The organism is Streptomyces sp. NPDC005799 (assembly GCF_040630525.1).
In the GTDB taxonomy this organism is placed as follows: Bacteria; Actinomycetota; Actinomycetes; order Streptomycetales; family Streptomycetaceae; genus Streptomyces; species Streptomyces griseorubiginosus_B.
In genome coordinates this window covers 1-21,708 of sequence record NZ_JBEXXQ010000056.1, presented here as the reverse complement: position 1 = coordinate 21,708, position 21,708 = coordinate 1, and the positions used below count along the sequence as shown (strand labels likewise).

Here is a 21,708-nt window from a genome sequence, read left to right as displayed (position 1 = left end):
GGGCGGGTTGGAATAGGTTCCGTGGGGAGCGTGAATGTGAAGAACCCTGATGGAATGTCCGAACGATCCCGCTTTCGGCAAGGAGGTGGTCGTGTTGGTCGTGTCCCAGTCCCGGCACACCTATCAGGTTCTGCCCACCAGACGGATGCAGGGGACCGATGTGCCCTGGCCGCACGACGTGCACATCGCGCTTCCGCCGTGGGTCGGCGTTGTCGTACGCACTGAACGAGGGCTTGCGCACGCTGTACCCCATCACCACCCCGAGCGACGGATGAGGCAGACGTGAGCCGGGTGGTCAGCGCGCGCTGGGTGCCGTGGCCGGCTCGGGGTCCAGCAAGCCGTCGGTCTCGACCGGGAGTTCGGCCGTGACCGTGAAGCCGGCGCGCGGCGCGGGGCCGGCGGTCAGTGAGCCGCCGGCCGCCGCGAGGCGTTCGGTCAGCCCCTTCAGACCGGTGCCGCCGATACCGGCGGCGGGCGGCGCGGCGGGCTCGCCGTCGCCGTTGTCGGAGACGGTGAGCCGGACGTGCTCGGCCGAGGCGACCACGCCGATCTCGCAGCGCGTCGCACCGGAGTGCCGTACGACATTGGTGACCGCCTCGCGCACCACCCAGCCCAGCAGGGCCTCGCACTGCGGGGCCAGGGGAGCGCCGGCGCGCGTGACCACCGGTTCGACACCGGCCGCGGTCAACACCGAGCGGGCCCGGTCAAGTTCGGTGCCGAGACTGCCCTCGCGGTAGCCGGTCACGGCCTCGCGGATCTCGGTGAGTGCCTGGCGGCCCACGGACTCGATGTCGGTGATCTGCCCGAGCGCCGCGTCCAGGTCGCGCGGGGCCAGCCGACGGGCGGCCTCCGACTTCACCACGATCACGGACATGGTGTGGCCGAGCAGGTCGTGCAGGTCCCGGGAGAAGCGCAGGCGTTCCTTCTCGACGGCCTGGTGGGCCAACTCCTCACGCGCGGCGCGCAGTTCGCGCACCGCTTCGGAGAGGGAGAGGATCGCGGCCGTCACCATGGTGGAGATCCAGGTGGCGTACGCGATGGTGAGGCCGGACCAGCCGTCGCGGAGGGCGGCGACCACACCGGCGAGCACGGCGACGGCCGTGCCGGACCAGCGCAGGTGCTCGCCCCGCAGCGCGGCACCCGTCGCCAGGCCCAGCAAGGGGAAGAACAGCAGCCAGTTGCCGCCGTAGCCGCCGGCGAGGCCGCAGGTGATCGCGGCCATCAGGAGCAGCGCCACCCGGGTGGAGGCCGCCTGGCGCTTCTCCTTCACGAAGGAGCGGGCGGCGACGTAGATGTAGAGGGAGTTGAAGGCGAGCAGTCCCAGGCCGCCGATCCACGGGTTGGGGGTCTTTCCCTGGAAGAGGTTGGAGAATGCGCCCAGTCCCATCAGCAGCCAGGGAAGCAGGGAGAAGGCGGTCGGCGGCGGGCCCGGGTTCTCGGGCACCTCGGCGCCGGTGCGACGTGCCTCCTTCGCCGCGGCCTTGAAGGCCTGCATGTCCGCCTGCCACCGCGCTCGCGCGGCCCGCCACTCGCGAAGCCGGCAGGCGGCCCCTCGTGTCCAGTACATCTGTCGCTCCCCCGTTCAGACGGTCCGACCGGACCGCCGGTACGACAGCACAGCGTATGAACCGAACGCCAGCAACCAGGCGGACAGCACCGCGACCGCGCCGAGCGCCGGTGCGTGGCCGGACGCGACGGAGGTGCCGAGTTCGGCGAAGCGGTAGGTGGGGGTGTAGGCGGACACGGTGCGCAGCCAGTCCGGGAAGAGGGCGACCGGGAACCACAGCCCGCCGAGGACGGCGAGGCCCAGGTTGCAGGCCATGTTGGTGACGCCGGTGGTCTGGCCGGTCAACCGGTAGCCGTTGCCCAGGCCCAGCAGGGTGAACGGCACCGAGCCCAGCCACAGCAGCCCCGCGATCGCCGCCCACTGCCACACGGCCAGCCGTACGCCGTTGAGCAGCCCGCCCGCCGCGAGCACCGCCAGAATCGCCGGTACGACGGTCACCGAGCCGGTCAGGGTCCTGCCGACGACGACCTGGCGCGGAGTCATCGGCGTCACCCTGAGCTGGCGCAGCCATCCGATCGCCCGGTCCTCGGCGACCCCGCCGCCGGTGTTGAGCGCACAGCCGACGGCTCCGTACCCGGCCATCCCGACCATCGCCCCGGTCTTCCAAGTACCGTCGGCCGCCCCGAGGTTGGTGAACAGCAGGTACATCAGCACCGGCATCGCGATCCCGCCGATGACGAAACCGACGTCCCGCAGGGTGCGGCGCACTTCGAGCTTCAGGTAGTCGAACATCACGCCGCCTCCGTGACCGATTCCGTGACCGATTCCGTGACCGATGAGGTGAGGGCCAGAAACGCCTCGTCCAGGGACGCGGGGGCGACCTCCAGGCCGTGTATCGCGCCCATCGCCGCGAGGGCGATGACCGTCGCGTCCGGGTCGTCGGTGCGCAGCCGGGCCCGGTCGCCGCGGATCTCCAGGGACCGCACGCCCGGCAGCCGCTCCAGGCCGTCCGCGGGGCGGCCGGCGAGGTCGAAGGCGACCAGGCCACCGCCGACCGAGCGCTTGAGCTGCTCGCCGGTGCCGTCAGCGATGATCCGCCCGCGGTCGATGACGAGGATGCGGTCCGCGGAGGCGTCGGCCTCCTGGAGGTGGTGAGTGGAGAACAGGACGGTGTGGCCGCGGCGCGCATAGCCGCGCATCGACGTCCAGAACGCCTGCCGTGCCTCGACATCCAGCGCGGAGGTCGGCTCGTCCAGTACGAGCAGTGCCGGGCTCCCGGCGAGCGCGAGCGCGAACCGCACCCGCTGGACCTGCCCGCCGGAGAGCCGGTCCACCCGGCGCCCCGCCAGTTCGGCGATCCCGGCCAGCTCGAGCGCCCGCGCGACCGGCATCGGCGCCGGATAGTGCCCGGCGACGAAGGTGACCAGTTCTCGCACGGTGACCCGGGGCACCGCCCGCGCCTCCTGCAGCATCGCGCCCACCCGCCCGTCCCGCACCGCCCGCTCCGGGTGCGCGCCGAACAGCCGCACGGTCCCCTCGTCGGGCTCGATCAGCCCCAGCAGCAGCGAGATCGCCGTCGACTTCCCGGCCCCGTTGCGCCCGAGCAGCGCGACCGTCTCACCGGGCGCGACGACGAGATCGAGGCCGTCGACGGCCCGTACCTTGCCGTAGTTCTTGACCGCCCCCGTGAAGGACACGGCCGCTTCGGTGTCCGATGTCATCCCTACGACTGTCATGCCTACGACGCTACGAACCCCGGCACCCGCCCGGCAGATGCGCTTGTACGGACCCGGGCAGTACAAATGTCCCGAACCCCGTCACCTGACACAGCGTCAGGAGCCTTCACAATGGCGGTGCGCTGGGCTATACAAGGGGCGCCGGACTGGAACGCGTTCTAGATCGGCCCGCAGCGACCTCGGTGCGGCCGACGGTGCGGACGGCCGCACCGGGGTCTTCAGTCGCCACCTTCAGGAGCCCCATGCCCATCGACGCAGCCAAGGCCCTCGCCGCCGAACCCCGGACCGGCGAGCTGACCTGGACCACCAAGGACGTCCAGCTCTACCACCTCGGCATCGGCGCCGGCATCCCCGCCACCGACCCCGACGAGCTGCGCTACACCCTGGAGTCCCGGCTGCACGTGCTGCCCAGTTTCGCCACCGTCGCCGGCTCCGGCTCACCGAGCGTGATCAGCGGACTGTCGATGCCGGGTATCGAGGTCGACCTCGCCAAGGTCCTGCACGGCGGCCAGTCGCTCACCCTGCACCGCCCCATCCCGGCCCAGGGCACCGCCACCGCCACGGGCCGTATCGCCGCCGTCTACGACAAGGGCAAGGCGGCCGTCCTGGTCATGCGCACCGAAGTCGCCGACGCCGGCGGCCCGTTGTGGACCAACGACGCCCAGATCTTCGTACGGGGCGAGGGCGGCTGGGGCGGCGACCGCGGCCCCTCCACCCGCCTCGACGCACCAACCGGCGAACCCGACCGGACCGTAGAACGCCCGATCCGCGAGGACCAGGCCCTGCTCTACCGCCTCTCCGGCGACTGGAACCCGCTGCACGCCGACCCCGAGTTCGCCAAGCTCGCCGGGTTCGAGAAGCCCATCCTGCACGGGCTGTGCACCTACGGCATGACGCTGAAGGCGGTCGTCGACATGCTGCTGGGCGGGGACGTCGGCCAGGTGCGCTCGTACACGACCCGCTTCGCCGGCGTGGTCTACCCCGGCGAGACCCTGCGCATCCGCATGTGGCACACGGCGGAGTCCACCAGGGTCGCCGTCAGCGCCGTCGAGCGGGACGACGCGCCCGTCCTCGCCGACACCGTCGTCGAACACTCCTGAATCCCAGCTGACTTGAGGGGAGCCGCACCATGCGAGCAGCCGTACTGAACGAGATCGGCCAGGACAAGCTGGAGGTCCTCGACGACGTCGAACCGACGGGCTTCGGACCCGGCAGGGTACGGATCCGGATACGCGCCACTGGCCTGTGCCACTCGGACCTGTCCGCGATGAACGGGGTGCTGCCGCAGCCGGCGCCGTTCGTGCCCGGGCACGAGGGCGCGGGCGAGGTCCTGGAGGTGGGGGAGGGCGTCACCCGCGTCAAGCCCGGCGACCGGGTCGTCGTGTGCTGGCTGCCCGCCTGCGGCGCCTGTCCGGCCTGCAAACGCGGCCAGACCGAACTGTGCCTGGCGGGATTCATGAACGCCGGCACCCCCAACTTCAAGCGCCCCGGCGGCGATGTCTTCGGCTTCGCGGGCACCGGCACCTTCGCCGAGGAGGTCGTCGTCGACGCCGGCTGCGCGGTGCCGATCCCCGACGACGTGCCCTTCGACATCGCCGCCCTGATCGGCTGCGGAGTCACCACGGGACTCGGGGCGGCCCTCAACACCGCCGACGTGGAGGCCGGTTCGTCGGTCGCCGTCATCGGCTGCGGAGGCGTCGGCATCTCCGCGATCCAGGGGGCGCGGCTGAAGGGCGCCGCCGAGATCGTCGCCGTCGACCCGGTCGCCGCGCGCCGCGAGTCGGCGCTCAAGTTCGGTGCCACCAAGGCCGTCTCACCTGACGAGCTGGCCACCGCCAAGCAGGAGGTCACCGGCGGCGAGGGCTTCGACTATGTCTTCGAGGTGGTCGGCAAGTCGGCCACCGCCCGCACGGCGTACGAGAACACCCGGCGCGGCGGCACCCTCGTGGTCGTCGGGGCGGGCGCCATGGACGACTTCCTGCAGCTCAACATGTTCGAGCTGTTCTTCGACGAGAAGCGCATCCTGCCGTCCATGTACGGCGGCGGCGACGTCCTGCGCTCCTACGAACGCACGATCGCCCTGTGGCGGGCCGGCCGCGTCGACCTGGAGAGCCTGATCACCCACCGGGTGCCGCTGAGCGAGATCAACGAGGCGCTGGACCAGATGCGTTCGGGGACCGCGCTGCGTACGTGCATCGAGATCTGACGCCTACGTGAAGACGCCTACGTGAAGGGTGCTCATGTCACTGCCACTTGAGGGACTGTCCGCCGTGGTCACCGGGGCGGGTCGGGGCCTGGGCCGGGCCGAGGCGCTGGAACTCGCCCGGCTCGGAGCGGCCGTCGTCGTCAACGACTTCGGCCAGCCGGGCCGGGACGGCACGGGGGAGGCATCCGCGGCCCCCGCCGAGGAGGTCGCCGCCGAGATCCGCGCGACAGGCGGGCGGGCCGTGGCGCACACCGGCGATGTGGCCGACTTCCAACAGGCCAGCAAACTGGTCGAGTTGGCGGTCGCGGAGTTCGGGAAGCTGGACGTCCTGGTCAACAATGCGGGCATCCTGCGCGACCGGATGGTGTTCTCCATGAGCGAGGGGGAGTGGGACTCGGTCATCCGGGTCCACCTCAAGGGCCACTTCAACACGACCCACTTCGCCGCCGCCCACTGGCGCGAACGCTCCAAGGCGACGGGCGCCCCGGTCTACGGCCGTATCGTCAACACGTCCTCGGAGGCCTTCCTCGCGGGCTCCGCGGGCCAGCCCAACTACGCGGCGGCCAAGGGCGGAATCGTCGGCCTGACCACGTCGACGGCCCTCGCGCTGGCCAAGTACGGGGTCACCGCCAACGCCATCTGCCCCCGCGCCCGTACCCGGATGACCGAGGACGTCTTCGCCGGCTTCCAGGAACCCGACGACGGCATCGACCCGCTCTCGCCCGAGCATGTCGCCCCGCTCGTCGGCTACTTGGCCTCGCCCGCCGCGTCCCGCGTCAACGGACAGCTCCTCGTGGTGCACGGCGGCATGGTGGCGATCGTCGACCGGCCGCGGGTGCGGGCCAAGTTCGACAGCAAGCAGGACACGTTCACCTACGACGAGTTGGAGGCAGTCCTCACCCCGCACTACGCCGAACGCCCGGAGGGGGAGACGTTCGGTGCGGTGGAGGTGCTGGGCCTGAAGCGCACGTAAGCCGAGGAAGGTGAGCCAAGGGAAAGGGCCCGCACATCGGCAGTGATGTGCGGGCCCTTCCCGTCTACTCTCAGGCAGCCGACCCGGAGTCCTCGGACTGCTTGCGGTGACGGCCCTGAGGAGCCGTGTCACCGTCCTGGACCGAGACCGGACCCCGGTGACGACCGTGACCGGCGTCCTCCTGGGCCTCGGCGGACAGCGGCTGCATCGTGCTGGTGTCGCTCATCGGAAGGTTTCACCCCGTAACAACATGATCTTTCTAACAGCCCGGCGAGTGTAACCAGCACACCTCGGGCCGAATCCAGGCGCCACGGCCCATCGGCACTACTTCGTTACAAGACGTCCCAGCGGAGCTTCCTGCAACGGCACCGGACGCGCCACGACCGGCTCCGCGGGGTGTTCCTCAGGCGCTGTTGCGGAACTGCCGTCTTGCGCCGCGACTGAACTGCCGTTTCCGCCGACCGGATCCGTCGAGGCCACCGCACTCGGCACCGGATCCGTCGAGGCCACCGAACCCGGCACCGGATCCGCCGAGGCCACCGCACTCGGCACCGGATCCGTCGAGGCCACCGAACCCGGCACCGGATCCGCCGAGGCCACCGCACTCGGCACCGGATCCGGCGTGGGCACGGTCACCCCCGCCACCCCGCACGGCACCTCGGCCGTGGCGTACGGCAGTCGCAGTACCCCGTCCGCCGTCCACAGCCCCGCGCCCGTCAACCATCCCTCGGGCGCCGGGAGATGGTGCACCTGCCGCCGGTCCGGCCGCCACACCGCCACCCAGCTGCCCACCGGCCCGTCGACCCGGAGCGCCACCGCACAGCTCTCCGGGACCAGCACCCGCCCCGGCTGGATCGCGAACGGCGTCACCGTGCAGTTGGGCACCCGCAGGCACTCCGGGAACCGCGCCGGCAGCGTGCTGCCCAAAACCCCCCACCCCAGCCGGCCCTCGCCGGGCGAGGGCGCGTCCGAGCGGATCAGCAGCAGCCCGCTGTCCGGGTCGGCCAGCAGCAGCCGGTCGTCGCTGCCGTCGGCGATCTGCAGGAACGGCGACACCTCGCCGCCCCGCTCCAAATCCACCACGATCGTCTTGGTCCGCCCCCCGACCTCCCGGTCCAGGGCCAGCATCCGCCCCGCGTGGTCCAGCCACGCCCCGCCCGAGCAGCGCCCCGGGACCTCGGTCACCCGCTCGGGACCGAAGGCCCCGCCCGCCACCAGCCACAGCGTGCTGGAACGCCGGCCCACGGCGAGGGCGTAGGCCCGCGCACCTCCCGGTGCCGGTGGCAGCAGCCCCAGCCGGGTGTCCTCGTCCGGGCACTCGACCGAGCCGATCAGTACCTCGCCGGTGCCGGGGCCGGTCGGATACAGCAGCGAGAAGACGTGCCGCCCTTCCGTCACCCGCCGGATGAGCACCCGCCCGTCGCCCATCGGCTGTACCTCGGTGCCGGGCTCCTCGGGCTGGTTGCCGGGCAGCGGCACGGCGTACGGCTCCGGGCCGTCCAGCGTCCAGCGCTCCGGGAACCAGCAGTCGCCGTCGAGGGCGAGGCGGGCGGCGTAGGCGCCGTCAGCGGTGATGGTGCACGCCGCCCGGGGAGCCTCGCCCCCGGGGGCGGCCTCGGGCTGGATCGCACAGGCCGTCATCGTCTGGTCACCTCCGGCCACGAAGCTAGTTTTCGTACGCACGGACGTGAGACCACCAGGCTCACGCTTCACACATAAGGATGGCAGCGGAACGATTCGCCTGAGGGAAAGGGGGCGATTGTGCTGAAGAGGGCCATAGGGGCCGATCGGGGCGCAGCGGGGCGACGAGACCCGTACTCCCGGGCCGCACTCCGACCACGGGCTTCGGTTCAGCAGCACAGATCAGGCAGGTAGCCTTTTGTCCGTGCCCCGTCTGTCTGAAGTCATCGCCGCGCTGGACAACCTGTGGCCCGCCGAGCAGGCCGAGTCCTGGGACGCGGTCGGCACGGTCGTCGGCGACCCCGACCAGGAGGTCACCCGGGTCCTGTTCGCCGTGGACCCCGTAAAGGAGATCGTCGACGAGGCGGTGAAGCTCGACGCCGACCTGCTGATCACCCACCATCCGCTCTACCTGCGCGGTACGACGACGGTGGCGGCCTCGCACTTCAAGGGCCGGGTCGTACACACCCTCATCAAGCACGACATCGCGCTGCACGTGGCCCACACCAACGCGGACACGGCCGACCCCGGTGTGAGCGACGCCCTCGCCGGCGCCCTGGACCTGCGGGTCGTACGCCCCCTCGTCCCGGACCCCACCGACCCCGAGGGCCGCCGGGGCCTTGGCCGCATCTGCGAACTGGACCACCCACTGACCCTCGCCGAGTTCGCCGCACGGGCCGCCGAACGCCTGCCCGCCACCGCGCAGGGCATCCGCGTCGCCGGCGACACCCGGGCGACCATCCGCACGGTCGCCGTCAGCGGCGGCTCCGGGGACAGCCTCTTCGACCAGGTCCGCGCGGCGGGCGTCGACGCCTTCCTCACCTCCGACCTGCGCCACCACCCGGCCTCCGAGGCCGTCCTCCACAGCCCCCTCGCGCTGCTCGACGCGGCGCACTGGGCCACCGAGTGGCCCTGGTGCGAGCTGGCCGCAGCCCAGCTCGACGAGATCTCCGACCGTCACGGCTGGGACCTGCGCGTCCACGTCTCCAAGACGGTCACCGACCCCTGGACCAGCCACTCCCCTTCACCTGGAGCCCCCAACTGAACGCCGCGCCCGCCGACCAGATCCGACTCCTCGACGTCCAGGCACTCGACGTCCGCCTGCAGCAGCTCGCGCACCGGCGCAGGTCCCTGCCCGAACACGCCGAGATCGAGTCGCTGACCAAGGACCTCACCCAGCTGCGCGACCTGCTCGTGGCCGCGCAGACCGAGGAGAGCGACACCGCCCGCGAGCAGACCAAGGCCGAGCAGGACGTGGACCAGGTGCGCCAGCGCGCCGCCCGCGACCAGCAGCGCCTGGACTCCGGCGCGGTGACCTCTCCAAAGGACCTGGAGAACCTCCAGCGCGAGATCGCCTCCCTCGCCAAGCGGCAGGGCGACCTCGAGGACGTCGTCCTGGAGGTCATGGAGCGCATCGAGTCCGTGCAGGAGCGGGTGCGCGAGCTGACCGAGCGGGTCTCCTCCGTCCAGTCGAAGATCGACGACGCGACCGCGCGCCGGGACGCGGCCTTCGAGGAGATCGACGGCGAGGTGGCCACGGTGACCAAGGAGCGCGAGGTCATCGCCGCCACCATCCCCGCCGACCTGCTCAAGCTCTACGACAAGCTGCGCGAGCAGCAGGGCGGCATCGGTGCGGCCAAGCTCTACCAGCGCACCTGCCAGGGCTGCCGCCAGGAGCTGGCCATCACCGACATCAACGAGATCCGCGCGGCCGCCCCCGACACGGTGGTGCGCTGCGAGAACTGCCGCCGCATCCTGGTGCGTACGGCCGAGTCCGGTCTGTAAGGGCTGCAAGGGTAAGGGGCGCGTTCCGTGCGGGAGTTCATCGTCGAGGCCGACGGAGGGTCGAGGGGCAACCCCGGCCCGGCGGGCTACGGAGCGGTCGTGCTGGACGCGGCGACGGGGGAGCCCCTGGTCGAGGCGGCCGAGTACATCGGCATCGCCACGAACAACGTCGCCGAGTACCGGGGACTGATGGCGGGCCTGCGGGCGGCGCACCAACTGGACCCCTCCGCGACCGTCCACGTCCGCATGGACTCCAAGCTGGTCATCGAGCAGATGTCGGGCCGCTGGAAGATCAAGCACCCCGACATGAAGCCGCTGGCCGCCGAGGCGTCCCGCATCTTCCCGCCGGACCAGGTGACGTACGAGTGGATCCCGCGCGAGCAGAACAAGCACGCGGACCGCTTGGCGAACGAGGCGATGGACGCGGGGAAGCGGGGGGAGCAGTGGTCGGCGACGAGGTCGACGGCGGAACTGGACAGCGGGGCGTCCCGGTCGGCCGCGGATGCTTCCGACTCCGCCGCCGCTCCTTCCTCTCCCGCTGACGCCGACGTGCGGGCCGCTACGGCTGTCGCCACCCCCGGCTGGGCCCCCGTCGACATGGGCGCGCCCGCGACCTTCGTACTGCTCCGGCACGGTGAGACCCCGCTGACCCCGCAGAAGCGGTTCTCGGGTTCCGGCGGCACCAACCCCTCCCTCTCCGACGTCGGCCGGGAGCAGGCCGAGCGGGCGGGCGCCTCGCTGGCCCGGCGCGGGACCATCCAGGCGATCGTCGCGTCCCCCCTCGCTCGCACCCGCGAGACCGCCGGTATCGTCGCCCGCCACCTCGGTCTGGAGGTGAGCGTCGAGGACGAGATCAGGGAGACGGACTTCGGTGCCTGGGAGGGCCTGACCTTCGCCGAGGTCCGCGAACGCTACCCGGACGACCTGACCCGCTGGCTGTCCGACCCCACGGTGGAACCCTCCGGCGGCGGCGAGAGCTTCGCGGCGACGGCGACCCGTATCGCGGCGGCGAGGGACAAGCTGGTCGCGGCCTACGCGGGCCGCACGGTCCTGCTCGTCTCCCACGTCACGCCGATCAAGACCTTCGTCCAACTAGCCCTGGGCGCCCCGCCGGAGGCCCTGTTCCGCATGGAACTCTCGGCGGCTTCACTGTCCGCGGTGGCGTACTACGCCGACGGCAACGCGAGCGTACGGCTGTTCAACGACACGTCTCACCTGCGCTGACGGAGCCCGGCGGCTTCCCGGGCAAGGGCCTCGACCCGCCCCCAGTCCCGGGCGGCCACGGCGTCCGCCGGGAGCATCCAAGTCCCGCCCACACAGCCGACGTTGGGCAACGCCAGGTAGTCAGTGGCATTCCCGGCCCCGATCCCGCCCGTCGGACAGAACCGCGCCTGCGGCAACGGCCCGGCGAGGGACTTCAGATACGCCGTACCCCCCGCCGCCTCGGCCGGGAAGAACTTCATCTCCCGCACCCCCCGCTCCAGCAGCCCCACCACCTCCGAAGCCGTGGACACCCCCGGCAGGAACGGCACCCCCGCCCCCCGCATCGCCTCCAGCAGTACGTTCGTCCACCCCGGGCTGACCAGGAAACGAGCCCCGGCGGCCACCGACTCCTTCACCTGCTCCGGCGTGATCACGGTCCCGGCCCCGACGACCGCGTCCGGCACATCGGCGGCAATGGCCCGAATCGCCTCCAGCGCGACCGGCGTCCGCAGAGTCACCTCGATCGCGGGCAGCCCCCCGGCGACCAGGGCCCGTGCGAGCGGTACGGCGTCGGCGGCGTCCTCGATGACGACGACCGGGACGACGGGGGCGAGGTCCAGCACGGAGCCGGGCAGAGGCGAGGACGGCGGCGAGGACAGGGGCGAGGTCATGACGTCATCGTGCCGCCGTATCGCAGCATGCGCAAAGCTCATTGCGCATGCTGCAACACCTCGGGTCGCTCTCTCAGTGCACCTCGTCCACCAGCACATCCAGCGTCCACGCCCGCCCAGCCCCCTTGGGCGCCTCGACCTCCACCACATACCCCAGGTCCCGCAGCGCCTCCACCAGCTCCGCCGGCCCCTTCGGCGCGATCCCGGACGCCAGCAGACTCCGTACGATCCGCCCCTTGGTCGCCTTGTTGAAGTGACTGACGACCTTCCGCGTGGGCGCGTGCAGCACCCGCACGCTGGCCGTCCGCCCAGCCACCTCCCCCTTGGGCTTCCAGGCGGCGGCATAAGCGGAGGACCGCAGGTCAAGCACGAGCCCACTGCCCGCGATCTCGGGCAGCACGTCCGCCATGGGCGCCCGCCAGTGCGCCCCCAGCGCCCCGAGCCCCGGCAGCTTGACGCCCATCGAGCAACGGTAGGAAGGAATACGGTCGTTGACCCGCACCGCACCCCACAACCCCGAGAAGACGAGCAGCGACCGCCCCGCCCGCCTCTTCGCACCCGCGTCCAGCGAGCCCAGATCCAGGGCGTCGTACAGCACCCCGGTGTAGATCTCCCCGGCGGGCCGCGCCCCGGCCGTCAACAGCCCGGCATTCTTGGCGACCTCGCCCCGCAGCCCCTCACTCAGCCCGAGCACCTCACACGCCTTGTCCTCGTCCCCGGCACACAGCTCCACCAGCTCACCGAGTACGGCCTCACGAGCGGCGGTCAGCCCCGGCAGCGACAGCGACTCCAACTTCAGCGGGGCGCCACGGCCGGATGAGGCGGCCTTGCCTTCGGACGGGGGCAGCAGGACGAGCACGGACGATCTCCTTCTCTTGAGCTCCGCACAGCGTACGACCCCCGATCTGCATACCCTCGCTGTATGCCCCGCCGCCACATCCGCGTGACCGGCGCCCCCGAAGCCCCCCTCCGGGCCGCCCTCACCGCCCTGCGCACCGAACTGGGCGTGACCGACGGCTACCCACCCGAGGCCCTGGCCGAGGCCGAGCAGACCGCGAAGGCCCCGCCCATCCCGCCGTACGACGCCACGGCCATCCCCCTCTTCACGATCGACCCACGCACCTCCACCGACCTCGACCAGGCCATGCACCTGTCCCGCCGGCCCACCGGCGGCTACCGCGTCCGGTACGCCATCGCAGACGTCGCCGCCTTCGTTGTACCCGGCGGAACACTGGACGCGGAGACCCACCGCCGGGTGACGACCCTGTACTTCCCCGACGAGAAGGTCCCGCTGCATCCACAGGTATTGAGCGAGGGCGCCGCGAGCCTCCTCCCCGGCCAGGAACGCCCCGCCGCCCTCTGGGCGATCGACCTGGACGAGGACGGCCGTACCGTCGCCGTCGACGTCCGCCGGGCCGTGGTCCGCAGCCGCGCCAAGCTCGACTACGAGGGCGTGCAGCGCCAGATCGACGAGGGGACGGCCGACGAGCCACTGGCCCTTCTGAAGGTGATCGGCGAGCTGCGGGAGCGCCTGGAGGTGGAGCGAGGCGGCATCTCCCTGAACGTGCCCGAGCAGGAGATCGTGGAGCGGGACGACGCGTACGAGCTGACGTACCGCGCCCCGCTCCCGGCCGACGGCTGGAACGCGCAGATCTCCCTGCTGACCGGAATGGCGGCCGCCGACCTGATGCTGACGCACGGCACCGGTGTACTGCGTACCCTCCCCGCAGCCCCGGACGGTGCCGTCGGCCGCCTCCGCCGTACCGCACGCGCCCTGCACGTCGACTGGCCCCACCACGTCTCCTACGCCCACCTGATCCGCTCCCTGGACCCCCACAACTCCCACCACGCGGCCTTCCTCCAGGAGTGCACGACCCTCCTCCGCGGCGCCGGCTACACCGTCTTCCGGGACGGCCACCTCCCCGCCATCACCACCCACGCCGCAGTAGCCGCCCCCTACGCCCACTGCACGGCCCCCCTCAGACGCCTGGCCGACCGCTACGCGTCGGAGATCTGCCTGGCCGCGGTGGCAGGTGTTCCTGCGCCGGACTGGGTCCTCGCGGCCCTCGACGTGCTGCCGCACGAGATGGCGGACGGCAACCGGCGCGCTGGAACGGTCGAGCGGGAGTGCGTGGACATCGTGGAGGCGGCGCTGCTGAAGGACCGGGTGGGGGAGGAGTTCGACGGCTGCGTGGTGGAGGTCGAGGAGCGTCAACCAACCGTGGGAGTGGTGCAGTTGACGTCCCCGGCGGTCATAGGCCGCATCGAGGGCGACAATCTCCCCCTCGGTCGTCTCCCCCTCGGCGAACGCCTACGGGTCCGCCTCACCCAGGCCGACCCGGGAACGGCGAAGGTACGTTTCGCGCCTGCGTGATCTGGTGTACGACGACCTCGGCGTCGTCGGCGTGGAAGCGGACGAGGCGGTCCGCACTTCCGCCAACCCGAGCCCCACCTCGGTCAGCCGCCGAATACGCCCCTGATGGTGGTAGTGCCGCACAGCCCGCGTGGTGACACCGATGGTGGCGGCGAGTTCTCCGATCCGCATGGGACCAGTCGGGAGGTTGACGTCGCGGCAGGATCAAGGGAGCTCTTGACGGCTAACGCTGTTAGCCGTACGGTCATGGATGTCAGGGGCTAACGCCGTTAGCCACGGCAGAGACCCTCAGGAGCCCCTCGTGAGCACCAGCACCAGCACTACTTCCCGCCGCCCCTCGGCCACCCTGGTCGTCCGCCGCACCGCGTGGCTCGCGAACGCCCTGTTCTGGTCCGCCTTCGCGGTCCTCGAAGCCGTGAACCACGGCTGGCTCGCGGGCACTCTCGCGCTCGTCTTCCTCGTCCTGCCGGACCTGACCTTCCTGGTCGCCCTGGACGACGCGCCCCGTATGGCGAAGGGGCAGCTGGCGCCGCGCGCGGTGCCGTACTACAACGCAATGCACCGCGCCCTGGTCCCGCTGGCGCTGCTGGTCGGGTACGCGGTCCAGCCGTACTTCGCCTGGGCGCCGGCCTTCGCGGCGCTGTGCGGCTGGCTCGCTCACATCTCGTACGATCGCGCCTTCGGCTATGGGCTGCGGACGAAGGAGGGCTTCCAGCGTGGGTGAACGACTGACGCCGAGGGCCGGCGAGATCGCGGCGGTCGCCCGGGACATCCTCGAGAAGTCCGGGCCCACCGCCCTGACCATGCGGGCCCTCGCCGACCGCCTCGGCATCAAGGCGCCGTCCCTCTACAAGCACTTCCCCGACAAGAACGCCGTCGAGGTCGAGCTGATCGCCCAGATGCTGGAGGAGTCGGCGGCGGCCCTGGAGGCGGCGGAGGAGCGCGAACCGGGTTCACTGACGGCACTGGCGGACGCGTACCGCGCCTACGCGCTCACCCACCCGCACCTGTACTGCCTGGCCACGGAACGCCCCCTGCCCCGCGCCGCCCTCCCACCGGGGCTGGAGGACCGGGCGGCGATGCCGCTGATGCGGGTGTGCGGCGGCGATCTGGACACGGCCCGGTCCCTGTGGGCCTTCGCGCACGGGATGGTGATCCTGGAAATCCACGGCCGTTTTCCGGACGACGCGGATCTGGGGGCGGCATGGAAAAGGGGCCTGAGAGCGTTCCACCCTTAGAACGACGAAGGGGTCGAAGGGGGAAGCGATGGCCGAACAGGCGCTGTGGACGAGGACGTGGCTGGGCCGCTGCGGCCCCTCCCTCGACCTCCTGACCGCCCGCTTCGACAAACACGTCTACTCGCCGCACGCCCACGACGAGTTCACGGTCGGCGTCTGCGTCGGCGGCTCCGAGGTCATCGACTACCGAGGCGGCCACATCCGCACGGGCCCAGGCTCGATCGTCGTACTGGCCCCGGACGAGGTCCACACCGGCGGCCCGGGAAACGCGACCGACGGCTACGCCTACCGCGCCCTCTACGCCGACACCACCCTCCTCACCGAAGGCACCCTCGGCGGCCTCCCCCACTTCCGCGACCCCCTGATAGACGACCCGGAACTGGCCGCGGCGATCCTCTCCACCCACACCGAACTGAGTGCCTGCCCCGACCCCCTGGAGACGGAGTCCCGCCTCCCCTGGCTCCTCACTGCCCTGGCCCGCCGCCACTCGACAGCCCGCCCCACGAGCGACGAGGTACCGGGAGCCGAGCGCATAGCACTGCTCGTACGAGACCGCCTGGCCGACGAACTCCTGCAGCCCCCGTCCCTGGCAGCCCTCGCCACAGAGCTGAACCTGTCCCGCTACCAACTCCTCCGAGCCTTCCGTACGACGATGGGGATACCGCCGTACGCCTGGCTGGCCCAGCACCGCGTGACCCGCGCCCGCCGCCTCCTGGACGCGGGCCTGCGCCCGGCGGAGGTCGCACCTCTGGTCGGCTTCGCGGACCAGGCCCACCTGACGCGCTGGTTCCGGAGGGTGCTGGGGGTGACGCCGGCGGCGTACCGCAACAGCGTTCAAGACGGCAGGTAGCGGCTCGGCCGATCCTGTCCGCATGACTGCACGCGGCTGGTTCCTGTTCTCCCTGATGGGAGTGGTCTGGGGCATCCCGTACCTGATGATCAAGGTAGCGGTGGACGCCCCACTGTCCCCGTCCATGGTGGTGTTCACGCGCTGCGCCCTGGGCGCGCTGCTGTTGCTGCCGTTCGCGATCCGAGGCGGCGGCCTGCTCCGCGTCCTCCGCGCCCACTGGCTGCCGATGCTGGCGTTCGCGTGCATAGAGATCATCGGCCCCTGGTTCACCCTCACCGACGCCGAGCGCCACCTGTCCAGCTCGACGGCGGGCCTGCTGATCGCGGGCGTACCGATTGTGGGGGTCGTGCTGGCCCGCTTCTTCGGCAGCGCGGAGCGACTGGGCGTACGTCGGATGGTGGGCCTGGGGCTGGGCCTGGCCGGGGTGGCCGTCCTGACCATCCCACACCTCACCGGCGGAGACGCCCGCTCCCTGGTCGAGGTCTTCCTCACGGTCCTCGGCTACGCAACGGCCCCCCTGATCGCATCCCGCTGGCTGAAGGACGTCCCCACCCTGCAACTGACGGCCCCGTGCCTGGCCCTGGCGGCCCTGGTCTACGCCCCGTCGGCGGCCCTCTCCTGGCCCTCCTCCCTCCCCTCCGCCTCCGTCCTGTCGGCATTGCTGGGCCTGGGCGTGATCTGCACGGCCCTGGCCTTCGTCGCCTTCCTGGAACTGATCAGGGAGGTGGGCCCGACCCGGGCGACGGTCTTCACGTACGTCAACCCGGCGGTGGCGGTCGCGGCCGGGGCCCTCTTCCTGGGCGAGGACCTGACGTGGGGCATCGGAGCGGCGTTCACGCTGATCCTGGCGGGTTCGGTCCTGGCGACGACGGCGGGCCCGGTGGCCGCTGCTCCCGACGGCCCCGCCGGTCCGTCCGGTCCGCCCGGTCCGTCCGCGGGCACCCGCACACGGCGGGTAGCATGGTCATCACGGCAGACGAGCCGGGCGGACGGCCGCGTGGAGTCCCCTTGAGGGGCTCCCCGAGGAACGTCCGGGCTCCACAGGGCAGGGTGGTGGCTAACGGCCACCTGGGGCGACCCACGGGACAGTGCCACAGAAAACAAACCGCCCAGCACTTCGGTGCCGGGTAAGGGTGAAACGGCGGTGTAAGAGACCACCAGTGCCCAGGGTGACCTGGGCAGCTAGGTAAACCCCACCCGGAGCAAGGTCAAAAGGAGCGCCGTGAAAAGCGCTCTGCGGGGACGTTCGAGGGCTGCCCGCCCAAGTCCCCGGGTAGACCGCACGAGGCCGGTGGCAACACCGGCCCTAGATGGATGGCCGTCACCCCGACTCCCGCGAGGGACCGGGGAACAGAACCCGGCGTACAGCCCTGCTCGTCTGCCGCCCCGTATTTTCGCAGGTCAGAGGCTATGTTTACTGACTGAACAAACCCTCGGGGTCGAATCCGGGTCGAATCTGCGCTGCAGGTATCGTCGTTTCTGTCTGCCGCTCACACTGCGTATTCGGGCATTCCGGGTGTCGAATGCGGTCCAGTGTCGCTCTGCAGCAGACATCTTGGACTCGGCTGCACTTAGGAGTACATGTACGAGCTGTCTCCTTGCCGACTACGGCACGAGCCCCTGCCATCGAGCGCCGGAAATCCCACCGACGACTTCGCCGCCATCATCGGAAACCTCGAGGTCTACGGCGACAAGCTCAGCCTCCACGACATGAAGTAGTGATTTGTCATGATCATCGGCGGCGGTATGGAGACATACATGCACAGCTTTATCGAGAATGAGGAGGTTCCCCTCCTACTGTGGAGACCGTGACCGTCGGGATAGTTGGAGTCATGGCATCCAAGAAGCGCCTCTCCGATGCAGAGTTCCGCGAGGGGGCGGTACGGATCGTGACGGAGACCGGGAAGCCGATCCCGGAGGTGGCTGCGGATCTGGGCATTCATTCGGGGACACTGCAGAGCTGGGTGTCTTGGGCTCGGCGCAACGGGTCGCCGTCGTCGGACAGGCCGTCGGCCAAACCCTCGGGTGGCCGGCTGCGGGAGAGTGAGCGGGCGGATCTTGCACGGCTGAGGGCCGGGGCCAGGGAGAAGGACAAGCGCATCCGTGAGCTGGAGATGGGCGTGATGTGTGCAAGCGATTCGTGGCCTTGTGGGTGAAGCAGCTGACACGGACCCCGCCGTCGCGGTCGGGGTGATCAGCAGCTGCAAGGCCGGGCAGAAGGTTCCATTGCGCACCGCCTGCCGGGCGTTGGGGGTGTCGGAGTCGTGGTTTTACAAGTGGCGCGACCGCCCGCCGCGCGGGAGACGCGGCGGCAGCACCTGGCGGAGGACATCGAGGAGATCTTCAACGGCTCAGGGGGCACCTACGGCTCGCCGAAGGTGTTCGTCGAGCTGGTGCGCCGGGGCTGGCGGGTGTCGGTGAACACCGTCGCGAAGGTGATGGCCGAGCTCGGGCTGGCCGGATGGAAGGTCCGCCGGCGCCGGTCGCTGACCAGGGCGGGCAAGCGGCCCGCGGCCCCGGACTTCGTCCGCCGGGACTTCACCGCCGAGGGGCCCGACCTCGTCTGGGCAGGTGACATGACCGAGATCGATACCGGCGAGGGCAAGCTCTACCTCGCTACCGTGATCGCCCGGTTCTCCCGTCGGCTGCTTGGTTACGCGATGGGCGAGCGGCACGACGCCGAGCTGGTGGTGGCCTCACTCAACATGGCCGCGGCCACCCGGGGCGGAGACGTCCGCGTCGTGATCATGCACAGGGACGGGGGCAGCCGAGTACTGCTCCCGGACGTTCCAGCGGGCCTGCCGCAAGCTGGGCGTCACCCAGTCCATGGGCAGAGTTGGATCTTGTTTCGACGATGCCGTGAGCGAGGCGTTCAACGGCGTGCCGAAGGTCGAGTACGTCCACCGGCACACCTTCGCCACCCGCGCCGAGGCACGGATCAGGATCACCACCTGGATCACCGACTTCTACAACGCCAGGCGGCTACACAGCGTATGCGGGTTCAAGAGCCCGATCGACTACGAACGTGACTACCGGGCCACCCGAACCGAGGGACTGGCCGCATAGTTCGTCTCCACGCTGCGAGGGGATTGACAGGGAGGGAAGGAAGCGACGCGTGCGGAGCGGCCAGCCGTCAGAAGCGGATGACCGGCTTGATGGTCCTGCCTGACTTGGAGTCCGCGGCGGCCTGGTCGATCTGCTTGAGCGGGTATTCCTGGATGAGGCGCTGGAGGGGGAAGCGGCCCTGGCGGACGTAGTCGACGAGGGCGGGCAGGAAGGTGACGATGTCGCTGTCGCCCTCGATGACGCCGTTCACGGTGATGCCGCGAAGCAGCGAGGTGCCCAGGACATCGAAGTGCCCATCCAGGCGTACGCCGATCAATCCGAGGCGGCCGCGGGTCGCGAGCGCATCGACGGCCTGCACCTGGACCTGCGGTACCCCGCTGGTCTCGACAGCGACCTGAACGCCCGGCCCACCGCTGATCTCACGCAGGGCGGCGACAGGGTCGGTGGTGGCGCTGTTGACGGTGTGGGTGGCGCCCAGTTCACGCGCGAGCTCGAGGCGCGAGTCCACGATGTCTACGGCAACGATTTTCGACGCACCGGTGAGACCGGCGGCCAGCACTGAGGCCATGCCGACGGCACCGGTGCCGAACACTGCGACGGTGGAGCCGGGTTCGGGCTTGAGCTCGTTGAGGATGGCGCCCGCACCGGTCTGGATGCCGCAGCCGAGCGGGGCGAGGAGGGCGAGTTCGTCCTCGTCGGCGTCGACAGCCACGACGTTGCGGTCATTGGCGATCGCGTAGCCGGCCAGCGAGGACTGGCCGAAGAATCCGCCGGCCAGCGGCTTGCCGTCGGTGGTGGTCAGTCCGGAGGTGCCGTCGGTGCGGGCCGATCCGGTGGGGCTGGTGTTGAGGTCGCTGAAGCGTGCGCAGTAGGCGGGGTGGCCGGTGCGGCACGGGTCGCACTCACCGCACGAGTTGAACGTCATCAGGACGCGGTCGCCCGGCTTGACCGAGGTGACCAGCGCGCCGACCTTCTCGACCACGCCCGCGCCTTCGTGCCCGAGCACGATCGGCGGCAGGGACGGGTCCTGCCAGGCGCCCTTGAAGAGGGCGTCTGTGTGGCAAAGACCCGCGGCGACGACGCGGACCAAGACCTCATGGTCTTGCGGCTCTCCGACGGTGATGTCAGCGATGCGGTACGCGTCCTGGCCGGGAACGGCGAGCGCGGCCTTGGTGGTGACGGACATGATGTGATTCCCAACTGCCCTTGACGGGCGGAGTAGCGGATGGACGGCGTCATTGGGCTTACTGGACTGCGCCGAACGCCTATGGACTGCGGAAACGGACTCTGCGGCCCGCTTGATTCGACGGCGTGCCTCCCCGTCGAGCGCCCCAGCAGGGGCGAAGGTCCCTCCCAGTGGTCGGGGCAATCGACCTCATGACCGACGCCTGCCCGCCCCGCGCAGATGCCGGCCGTAATCGCGAACGGGTCCTGGACTGCGCCGTCGAGCTGTTCGAGAAAAAGGGGGCTGGAGGCCTCTGTTGCCAACATCGGAGATCGGGCGGGGGTCAGCAAATGCACGGTGTACTGGGGGTTTCCGACTAAGGACTGTCGTCGCAGCGGTCGCGGTGAGGCGGATGGAGCCGATGAGCAAGCGGGCGGGGAAGGCCGCCACCGAGCCCGATCCGGTGGCCGGCCTGCACCGTCTGATCCGCGAGGCCCTCGCCCACACGGGCGGCCCGGTGGCCGTCATCCACCTGCTGCGCCACGGCCGGATGCCGGCCACGGACCCGAGTGTGGGCAACACCCTTGAACAGCTCGCTGTACTGCTCACCGCAGCCCAGGCCACCGGCCGGGTCCGCCCGGACGTCACCCCGCAAGAGGGCCGCGTCCTGGTCGGCGGCGTCGCCCAGCAGCTCGTGAGCGACAACACCGTGAGCCCGGCGGTGTGGCGCCGCTACGCGGACCTTGTCATCGACGTACTGCACGTACCCGGTGGCGGTTCCGGTCAAGACGTACGGTAGATGCTCTTGAACTGCTGGTACGCCGCCAGGCCTTCGGGCCCCAGCTCCCGGCCCAGGCCGCTCGCCTTGACGCCACCGAAGGGTGCTCCGAGGTCGAGTGCGTAGCCGTTGACGCCGATGCTGCCGGTCTGCACACGGCGGGCGACGTCCAGGGCGCGGTCCTTGTCGGCGCTCCAGACGGTGCCGCCGAGTCCGTAGTCGGAGTCGTTGGCGATCCGTACGGCGTCGTCCACGTCGTCGTACGGCAGGACGCACAGGACCGGGCCGAATATCTCTTCGCGGGCCGGCGTGAAGGTGTTGTCGAGGTCCGCGAGGATCGTCGGTTGGACGAACCAGCCGCGGTCCAGGCCGGGAGGCCGCCCGCCGCCGGTGGTGATGCGGGCGCCTTCGGCGCGGCCCTTGGCGATGTATTCCTCGACGCGTTCGCGCTGGCGCTGGGAGACGAGCGGGCCGAT

The 21,708-nt window shown here is 70.8% G+C and carries 23 protein-coding genes, 1 other RNA gene and 4 pseudogenes; 18 read left to right on the top strand and 10 right to left on the bottom strand.

Annotated elements, in window-relative coordinates; all coding sequences use genetic code 11:
- Positions 1-295: 295 nt before the first annotated feature.
- The 3 genes from ABZ453_RS39775 to ABZ453_RS39765 are packed head-to-tail and all read right to left on the bottom strand — an operon-like array spanning position 296 to position 3,228.
- The gene (locus tag ABZ453_RS39775; protein ID WP_359023104.1) at positions 296-1,567 is read right to left on the bottom strand and encodes a sensor histidine kinase; all 1,272 of its coding nucleotides are present in this window, start codon (positions 1,565-1,567) and stop codon (positions 296-298) included.
- Between the two features lie 15 nt (positions 1,568-1,582).
- A complete protein-coding gene (locus ABZ453_RS39770; protein WP_359023102.1) occupies positions 1,583-2,299 on the bottom strand; it encodes an ABC transporter permease in 717 nt (238 codons plus the stop codon).
- Positions 2,299-3,228: an ABC transporter ATP-binding protein gene (locus ABZ453_RS39765; RefSeq protein WP_359023100.1), complete on the bottom strand. Its 930-nt coding sequence runs from the start codon at positions 3,226-3,228 to the stop codon at positions 2,299-2,301. The genes ABZ453_RS39770 and ABZ453_RS39765 overlap by 1 nt, the downstream gene beginning before the upstream one ends.
- 257 nt (positions 3,229-3,485) lie before the next feature.
- On the opposite strand from ABZ453_RS39765, the gene ABZ453_RS39760 reads away from it, so the two are divergent.
- Genes ABZ453_RS39760 through ABZ453_RS39750 form a run of 3 tightly spaced genes read left to right on the top strand, consistent with a single transcriptional unit; the run spans position 3,486 to position 6,422 of the window.
- Positions 3,486-4,343, top strand: coding sequence for a MaoC/PaaZ C-terminal domain-containing protein (locus tag ABZ453_RS39760; RefSeq protein WP_359023098.1), 858 nt, complete (start codon positions 3,486-3,488; stop codon positions 4,341-4,343).
- A gap of 29 nt (positions 4,344-4,372) precedes the next feature.
- On the top strand, positions 4,373-5,449 hold the full coding sequence (locus ABZ453_RS39755) for a Zn-dependent alcohol dehydrogenase (RefSeq protein ID WP_359023096.1): 1,077 nt from the start codon (positions 4,373-4,375) through the stop codon (positions 5,447-5,449).
- Positions 5,450-5,483: 34 nt separating this feature from the next.
- Entirely contained in the window at positions 5,484-6,422 is a 939-nt protein-coding gene (locus ABZ453_RS39750) for a 3-oxoacyl-ACP reductase (RefSeq protein WP_359023094.1), read from the top strand.
- Between the two features lie 70 nt (positions 6,423-6,492).
- Here ABZ453_RS39750 and ABZ453_RS39745 read toward each other — a convergent pair whose 3' ends face one another.
- Positions 6,493-6,648: a hypothetical protein gene (locus tag ABZ453_RS39745; protein WP_359023092.1), complete on the bottom strand. Its 156-nt coding sequence runs from the start codon at positions 6,646-6,648 to the stop codon at positions 6,493-6,495.
- A 98-nt stretch (positions 6,649-6,746) separates the two neighbouring features.
- Positions 6,747-8,063, bottom strand: a complete 1,317-nt coding sequence (locus ABZ453_RS39740) for a hypothetical protein (protein WP_359023208.1) — start codon at positions 8,061-8,063, stop codon at positions 6,747-6,749.
- A 244-nt stretch (positions 8,064-8,307) separates the two neighbouring features.
- Between ABZ453_RS39740 and ABZ453_RS39735 the strand changes: the two genes are divergently transcribed.
- The 3 genes from ABZ453_RS39735 to ABZ453_RS39725 are packed head-to-tail and all read left to right on the top strand — an operon-like array spanning position 8,308 to position 11,111.
- Positions 8,308-9,147, top strand: coding sequence for a Nif3-like dinuclear metal center hexameric protein (locus ABZ453_RS39735; protein ID WP_359023090.1), 840 nt, complete (start codon positions 8,308-8,310; stop codon positions 9,145-9,147).
- A complete protein-coding gene (locus ABZ453_RS39730) occupies positions 9,144-9,887 on the top strand; it encodes a C4-type zinc ribbon domain-containing protein (RefSeq protein ID WP_359023206.1) in 744 nt (247 codons plus the stop codon). Before ABZ453_RS39735 ends, ABZ453_RS39730 begins: the two co-directional genes overlap by 4 nt.
- Before the next feature lie 27 nt (positions 9,888-9,914).
- Entirely contained in the window at positions 9,915-11,111 is a 1,197-nt protein-coding gene (locus tag ABZ453_RS39725; RefSeq protein WP_359023088.1) for a bifunctional RNase H/acid phosphatase, read from the top strand.
- On the opposite strand, the gene ABZ453_RS39720 is transcribed toward ABZ453_RS39725, so the two are convergent.
- Positions 11,099-11,761 carry a bifunctional 4-hydroxy-2-oxoglutarate aldolase/2-dehydro-3-deoxy-phosphogluconate aldolase gene (locus ABZ453_RS39720; RefSeq protein WP_359023086.1) on the bottom strand — a complete coding sequence of 221 codons (663 nt, stop codon included), beginning with the start codon at positions 11,759-11,761 and terminating at the stop codon, positions 11,099-11,101. The genes ABZ453_RS39725 and ABZ453_RS39720 overlap by 13 nt on opposite strands.
- A 73-nt stretch (positions 11,762-11,834) precedes the next feature.
- Positions 11,835-12,620 (bottom strand): peroxide stress protein YaaA, encoded by a 786-nt coding sequence (yaaA, locus tag ABZ453_RS39715; protein WP_359023084.1) that lies wholly within the window; start codon positions 12,618-12,620, stop codon positions 11,835-11,837.
- 63 nt (positions 12,621-12,683) lie between these two features.
- Between yaaA and ABZ453_RS39710 the strand changes: the two genes are divergently transcribed.
- The gene (locus ABZ453_RS39710) at positions 12,684-14,135 is read left to right on the top strand and encodes an RNB domain-containing ribonuclease (RefSeq protein ID WP_359023082.1); all 1,452 of its coding nucleotides are present in this window, start codon (positions 12,684-12,686) and stop codon (positions 14,133-14,135) included.
- A gap of 51 nt (positions 14,136-14,186) precedes the next feature.
- On the opposite strand, the pseudogene ABZ453_RS39705 reads toward ABZ453_RS39710, so the two are convergent.
- Positions 14,187-14,306 (bottom strand): annotated as a pseudogene (locus tag ABZ453_RS39705) (MerR family DNA-binding transcriptional regulator); the annotation flags it as partial.
- A 130-nt stretch (positions 14,307-14,436) separates the two neighbouring features.
- Here ABZ453_RS39705 and ABZ453_RS39700 point away from each other — a divergent pair.
- From ABZ453_RS39700 to ABZ453_RS39660, 9 genes and pseudogenes are all read left to right on the top strand, one after another.
- Positions 14,437-14,859, top strand: a complete 423-nt coding sequence (locus tag ABZ453_RS39700; RefSeq protein ID WP_359023080.1) for a DUF4260 family protein — start codon at positions 14,437-14,439, stop codon at positions 14,857-14,859.
- Entirely contained in the window at positions 14,822-15,373 is a 552-nt protein-coding gene (locus tag ABZ453_RS39695) for a TetR/AcrR family transcriptional regulator (RefSeq protein ID WP_359023078.1), read from the top strand. Before ABZ453_RS39700 ends, ABZ453_RS39695 begins: the two co-directional genes overlap by 38 nt.
- Before the next feature lie 28 nt (positions 15,374-15,401).
- Positions 15,402-16,223, top strand: coding sequence for an AraC family transcriptional regulator (locus ABZ453_RS39690; RefSeq protein WP_359023076.1), 822 nt, complete (start codon positions 15,402-15,404; stop codon positions 16,221-16,223).
- Between the two features lie 22 nt (positions 16,224-16,245).
- Positions 16,246-17,031, top strand: a pseudogene (locus ABZ453_RS39685) (DMT family transporter); the annotation flags it as partial.
- Positions 17,032-17,200: 169 nt separating this feature from the next.
- Positions 17,201-17,604: RNase P RNA component class A (gene rnpB, locus ABZ453_RS39680), an RNA gene on the top strand.
- A gap of 200 nt (positions 17,605-17,804) precedes the next feature.
- The gene (locus tag ABZ453_RS39675; protein WP_359023074.1) at positions 17,805-17,942 is read left to right on the top strand and encodes a hypothetical protein; all 138 of its coding nucleotides are present in this window, start codon (positions 17,805-17,807) and stop codon (positions 17,940-17,942) included.
- 89 nt (positions 17,943-18,031) lie between these two features.
- Entirely contained in the window at positions 18,032-18,379 is a 348-nt protein-coding gene (locus ABZ453_RS39670; protein ID WP_359023072.1) for a transposase, read from the top strand.
- A 108-nt stretch (positions 18,380-18,487) separates the two neighbouring features.
- Positions 18,488-18,931, top strand: a pseudogene (locus ABZ453_RS39665) (IS3 family transposase); the annotation flags it as partial.
- 100 nt (positions 18,932-19,031) lie between these two features.
- Positions 19,032-19,289, top strand: a complete 258-nt coding sequence (locus ABZ453_RS39660; RefSeq protein ID WP_359023204.1) for an integrase core domain-containing protein — start codon at positions 19,032-19,034, stop codon at positions 19,287-19,289.
- Positions 19,290-19,356: 67 nt separating this feature from the next.
- On the opposite strand, the gene ABZ453_RS39655 is transcribed toward ABZ453_RS39660, so the two are convergent.
- Positions 19,357-20,475, bottom strand: coding sequence for an NAD(P)-dependent alcohol dehydrogenase (locus ABZ453_RS39655; RefSeq protein WP_359023070.1), 1,119 nt, complete (start codon positions 20,473-20,475; stop codon positions 19,357-19,359).
- Between the two features lie 219 nt (positions 20,476-20,694).
- Here ABZ453_RS39655 and ABZ453_RS39650 point away from each other — a divergent pair.
- Both ABZ453_RS39650 and ABZ453_RS39645 read left to right on the top strand, forming a co-directional pair.
- Positions 20,695-20,826: pseudogene (locus ABZ453_RS39650) on the top strand (hypothetical protein); the annotation flags it as partial.
- A 49-nt stretch (positions 20,827-20,875) separates the two neighbouring features.
- Entirely contained in the window at positions 20,876-21,253 is a 378-nt protein-coding gene (locus tag ABZ453_RS39645) for a hypothetical protein (RefSeq protein ID WP_359023068.1), read from the top strand.
- On the opposite strand, the gene ABZ453_RS39640 is transcribed toward ABZ453_RS39645, so the two are convergent.
- On the bottom strand, positions 21,238-21,708 hold a 471-nt coding region (locus ABZ453_RS39640), incomplete at its 5' end, for an aldehyde dehydrogenase family protein (RefSeq protein WP_359023066.1). The genes ABZ453_RS39645 and ABZ453_RS39640 overlap by 16 nt on opposite strands.

Bases quoted from the DNA above. Each gene is read 5' to 3' on its own strand.
- ABZ453_RS39775 (WP_359023104.1), bottom strand. From the start codon at position 1,567: ATGTACTGGACACGAGGGGCCGCCTGCCGGCTTCGCGAGTGGCGGGCC.
- ABZ453_RS39770 (WP_359023102.1), bottom strand. From the start codon at position 2,299: ATGTTCGACTACCTGAAGCTCGAAGTGCGCCGCACCCTGCGGGACGTC.
- ABZ453_RS39765 (WP_359023100.1), bottom strand. From the start codon at position 3,228: ATGACATCGGACACCGAAGCGGCCGTGTCCTTCACGGGGGCGGTCAAG.
- ABZ453_RS39760 (WP_359023098.1), top strand. From the start codon at position 3,486: ATGCCCATCGACGCAGCCAAGGCCCTCGCCGCCGAACCCCGGACCGGC.
- ABZ453_RS39755 (WP_359023096.1), top strand. From the start codon at position 4,373: ATGCGAGCAGCCGTACTGAACGAGATCGGCCAGGACAAGCTGGAGGTC.
- ABZ453_RS39750 (WP_359023094.1), top strand. From the start codon at position 5,484: ATGTCACTGCCACTTGAGGGACTGTCCGCCGTGGTCACCGGGGCGGGT.
- ABZ453_RS39745 (WP_359023092.1), bottom strand. From the start codon at position 6,648: ATGAGCGACACCAGCACGATGCAGCCGCTGTCCGCCGAGGCCCAGGAG.
- ABZ453_RS39740 (WP_359023208.1), bottom strand. From the start codon at position 8,063: ATGACGGCCTGTGCGATCCAGCCCGAGGCCGCCCCCGGGGGCGAGGCT.
- ABZ453_RS39720 (WP_359023086.1), bottom strand. From the start codon at position 11,761: ATGACCTCGCCCCTGTCCTCGCCGCCGTCCTCGCCTCTGCCCGGCTCC.
- ABZ453_RS39710 (WP_359023082.1), top strand. From the start codon at position 12,684: ATGCCCCGCCGCCACATCCGCGTGACCGGCGCCCCCGAAGCCCCCCTC.
- ABZ453_RS39695 (WP_359023078.1), top strand. From the start codon at position 14,822: ATGGGCTGCGGACGAAGGAGGGCTTCCAGCGTGGGTGAACGACTGACG.
- ABZ453_RS39690 (WP_359023076.1), top strand. From the start codon at position 15,402: ATGGCCGAACAGGCGCTGTGGACGAGGACGTGGCTGGGCCGCTGCGGC.
- ABZ453_RS39675 (WP_359023074.1), top strand. From the start codon at position 17,805: ATGTACGAGCTGTCTCCTTGCCGACTACGGCACGAGCCCCTGCCATCG.
- ABZ453_RS39655 (WP_359023070.1), bottom strand. From the start codon at position 20,475: ATGTCCGTCACCACCAAGGCCGCGCTCGCCGTTCCCGGCCAGGACGCG.
- ABZ453_RS39645 (WP_359023068.1), top strand. From the start codon at position 20,876: ATGAGCAAGCGGGCGGGGAAGGCCGCCACCGAGCCCGATCCGGTGGCC.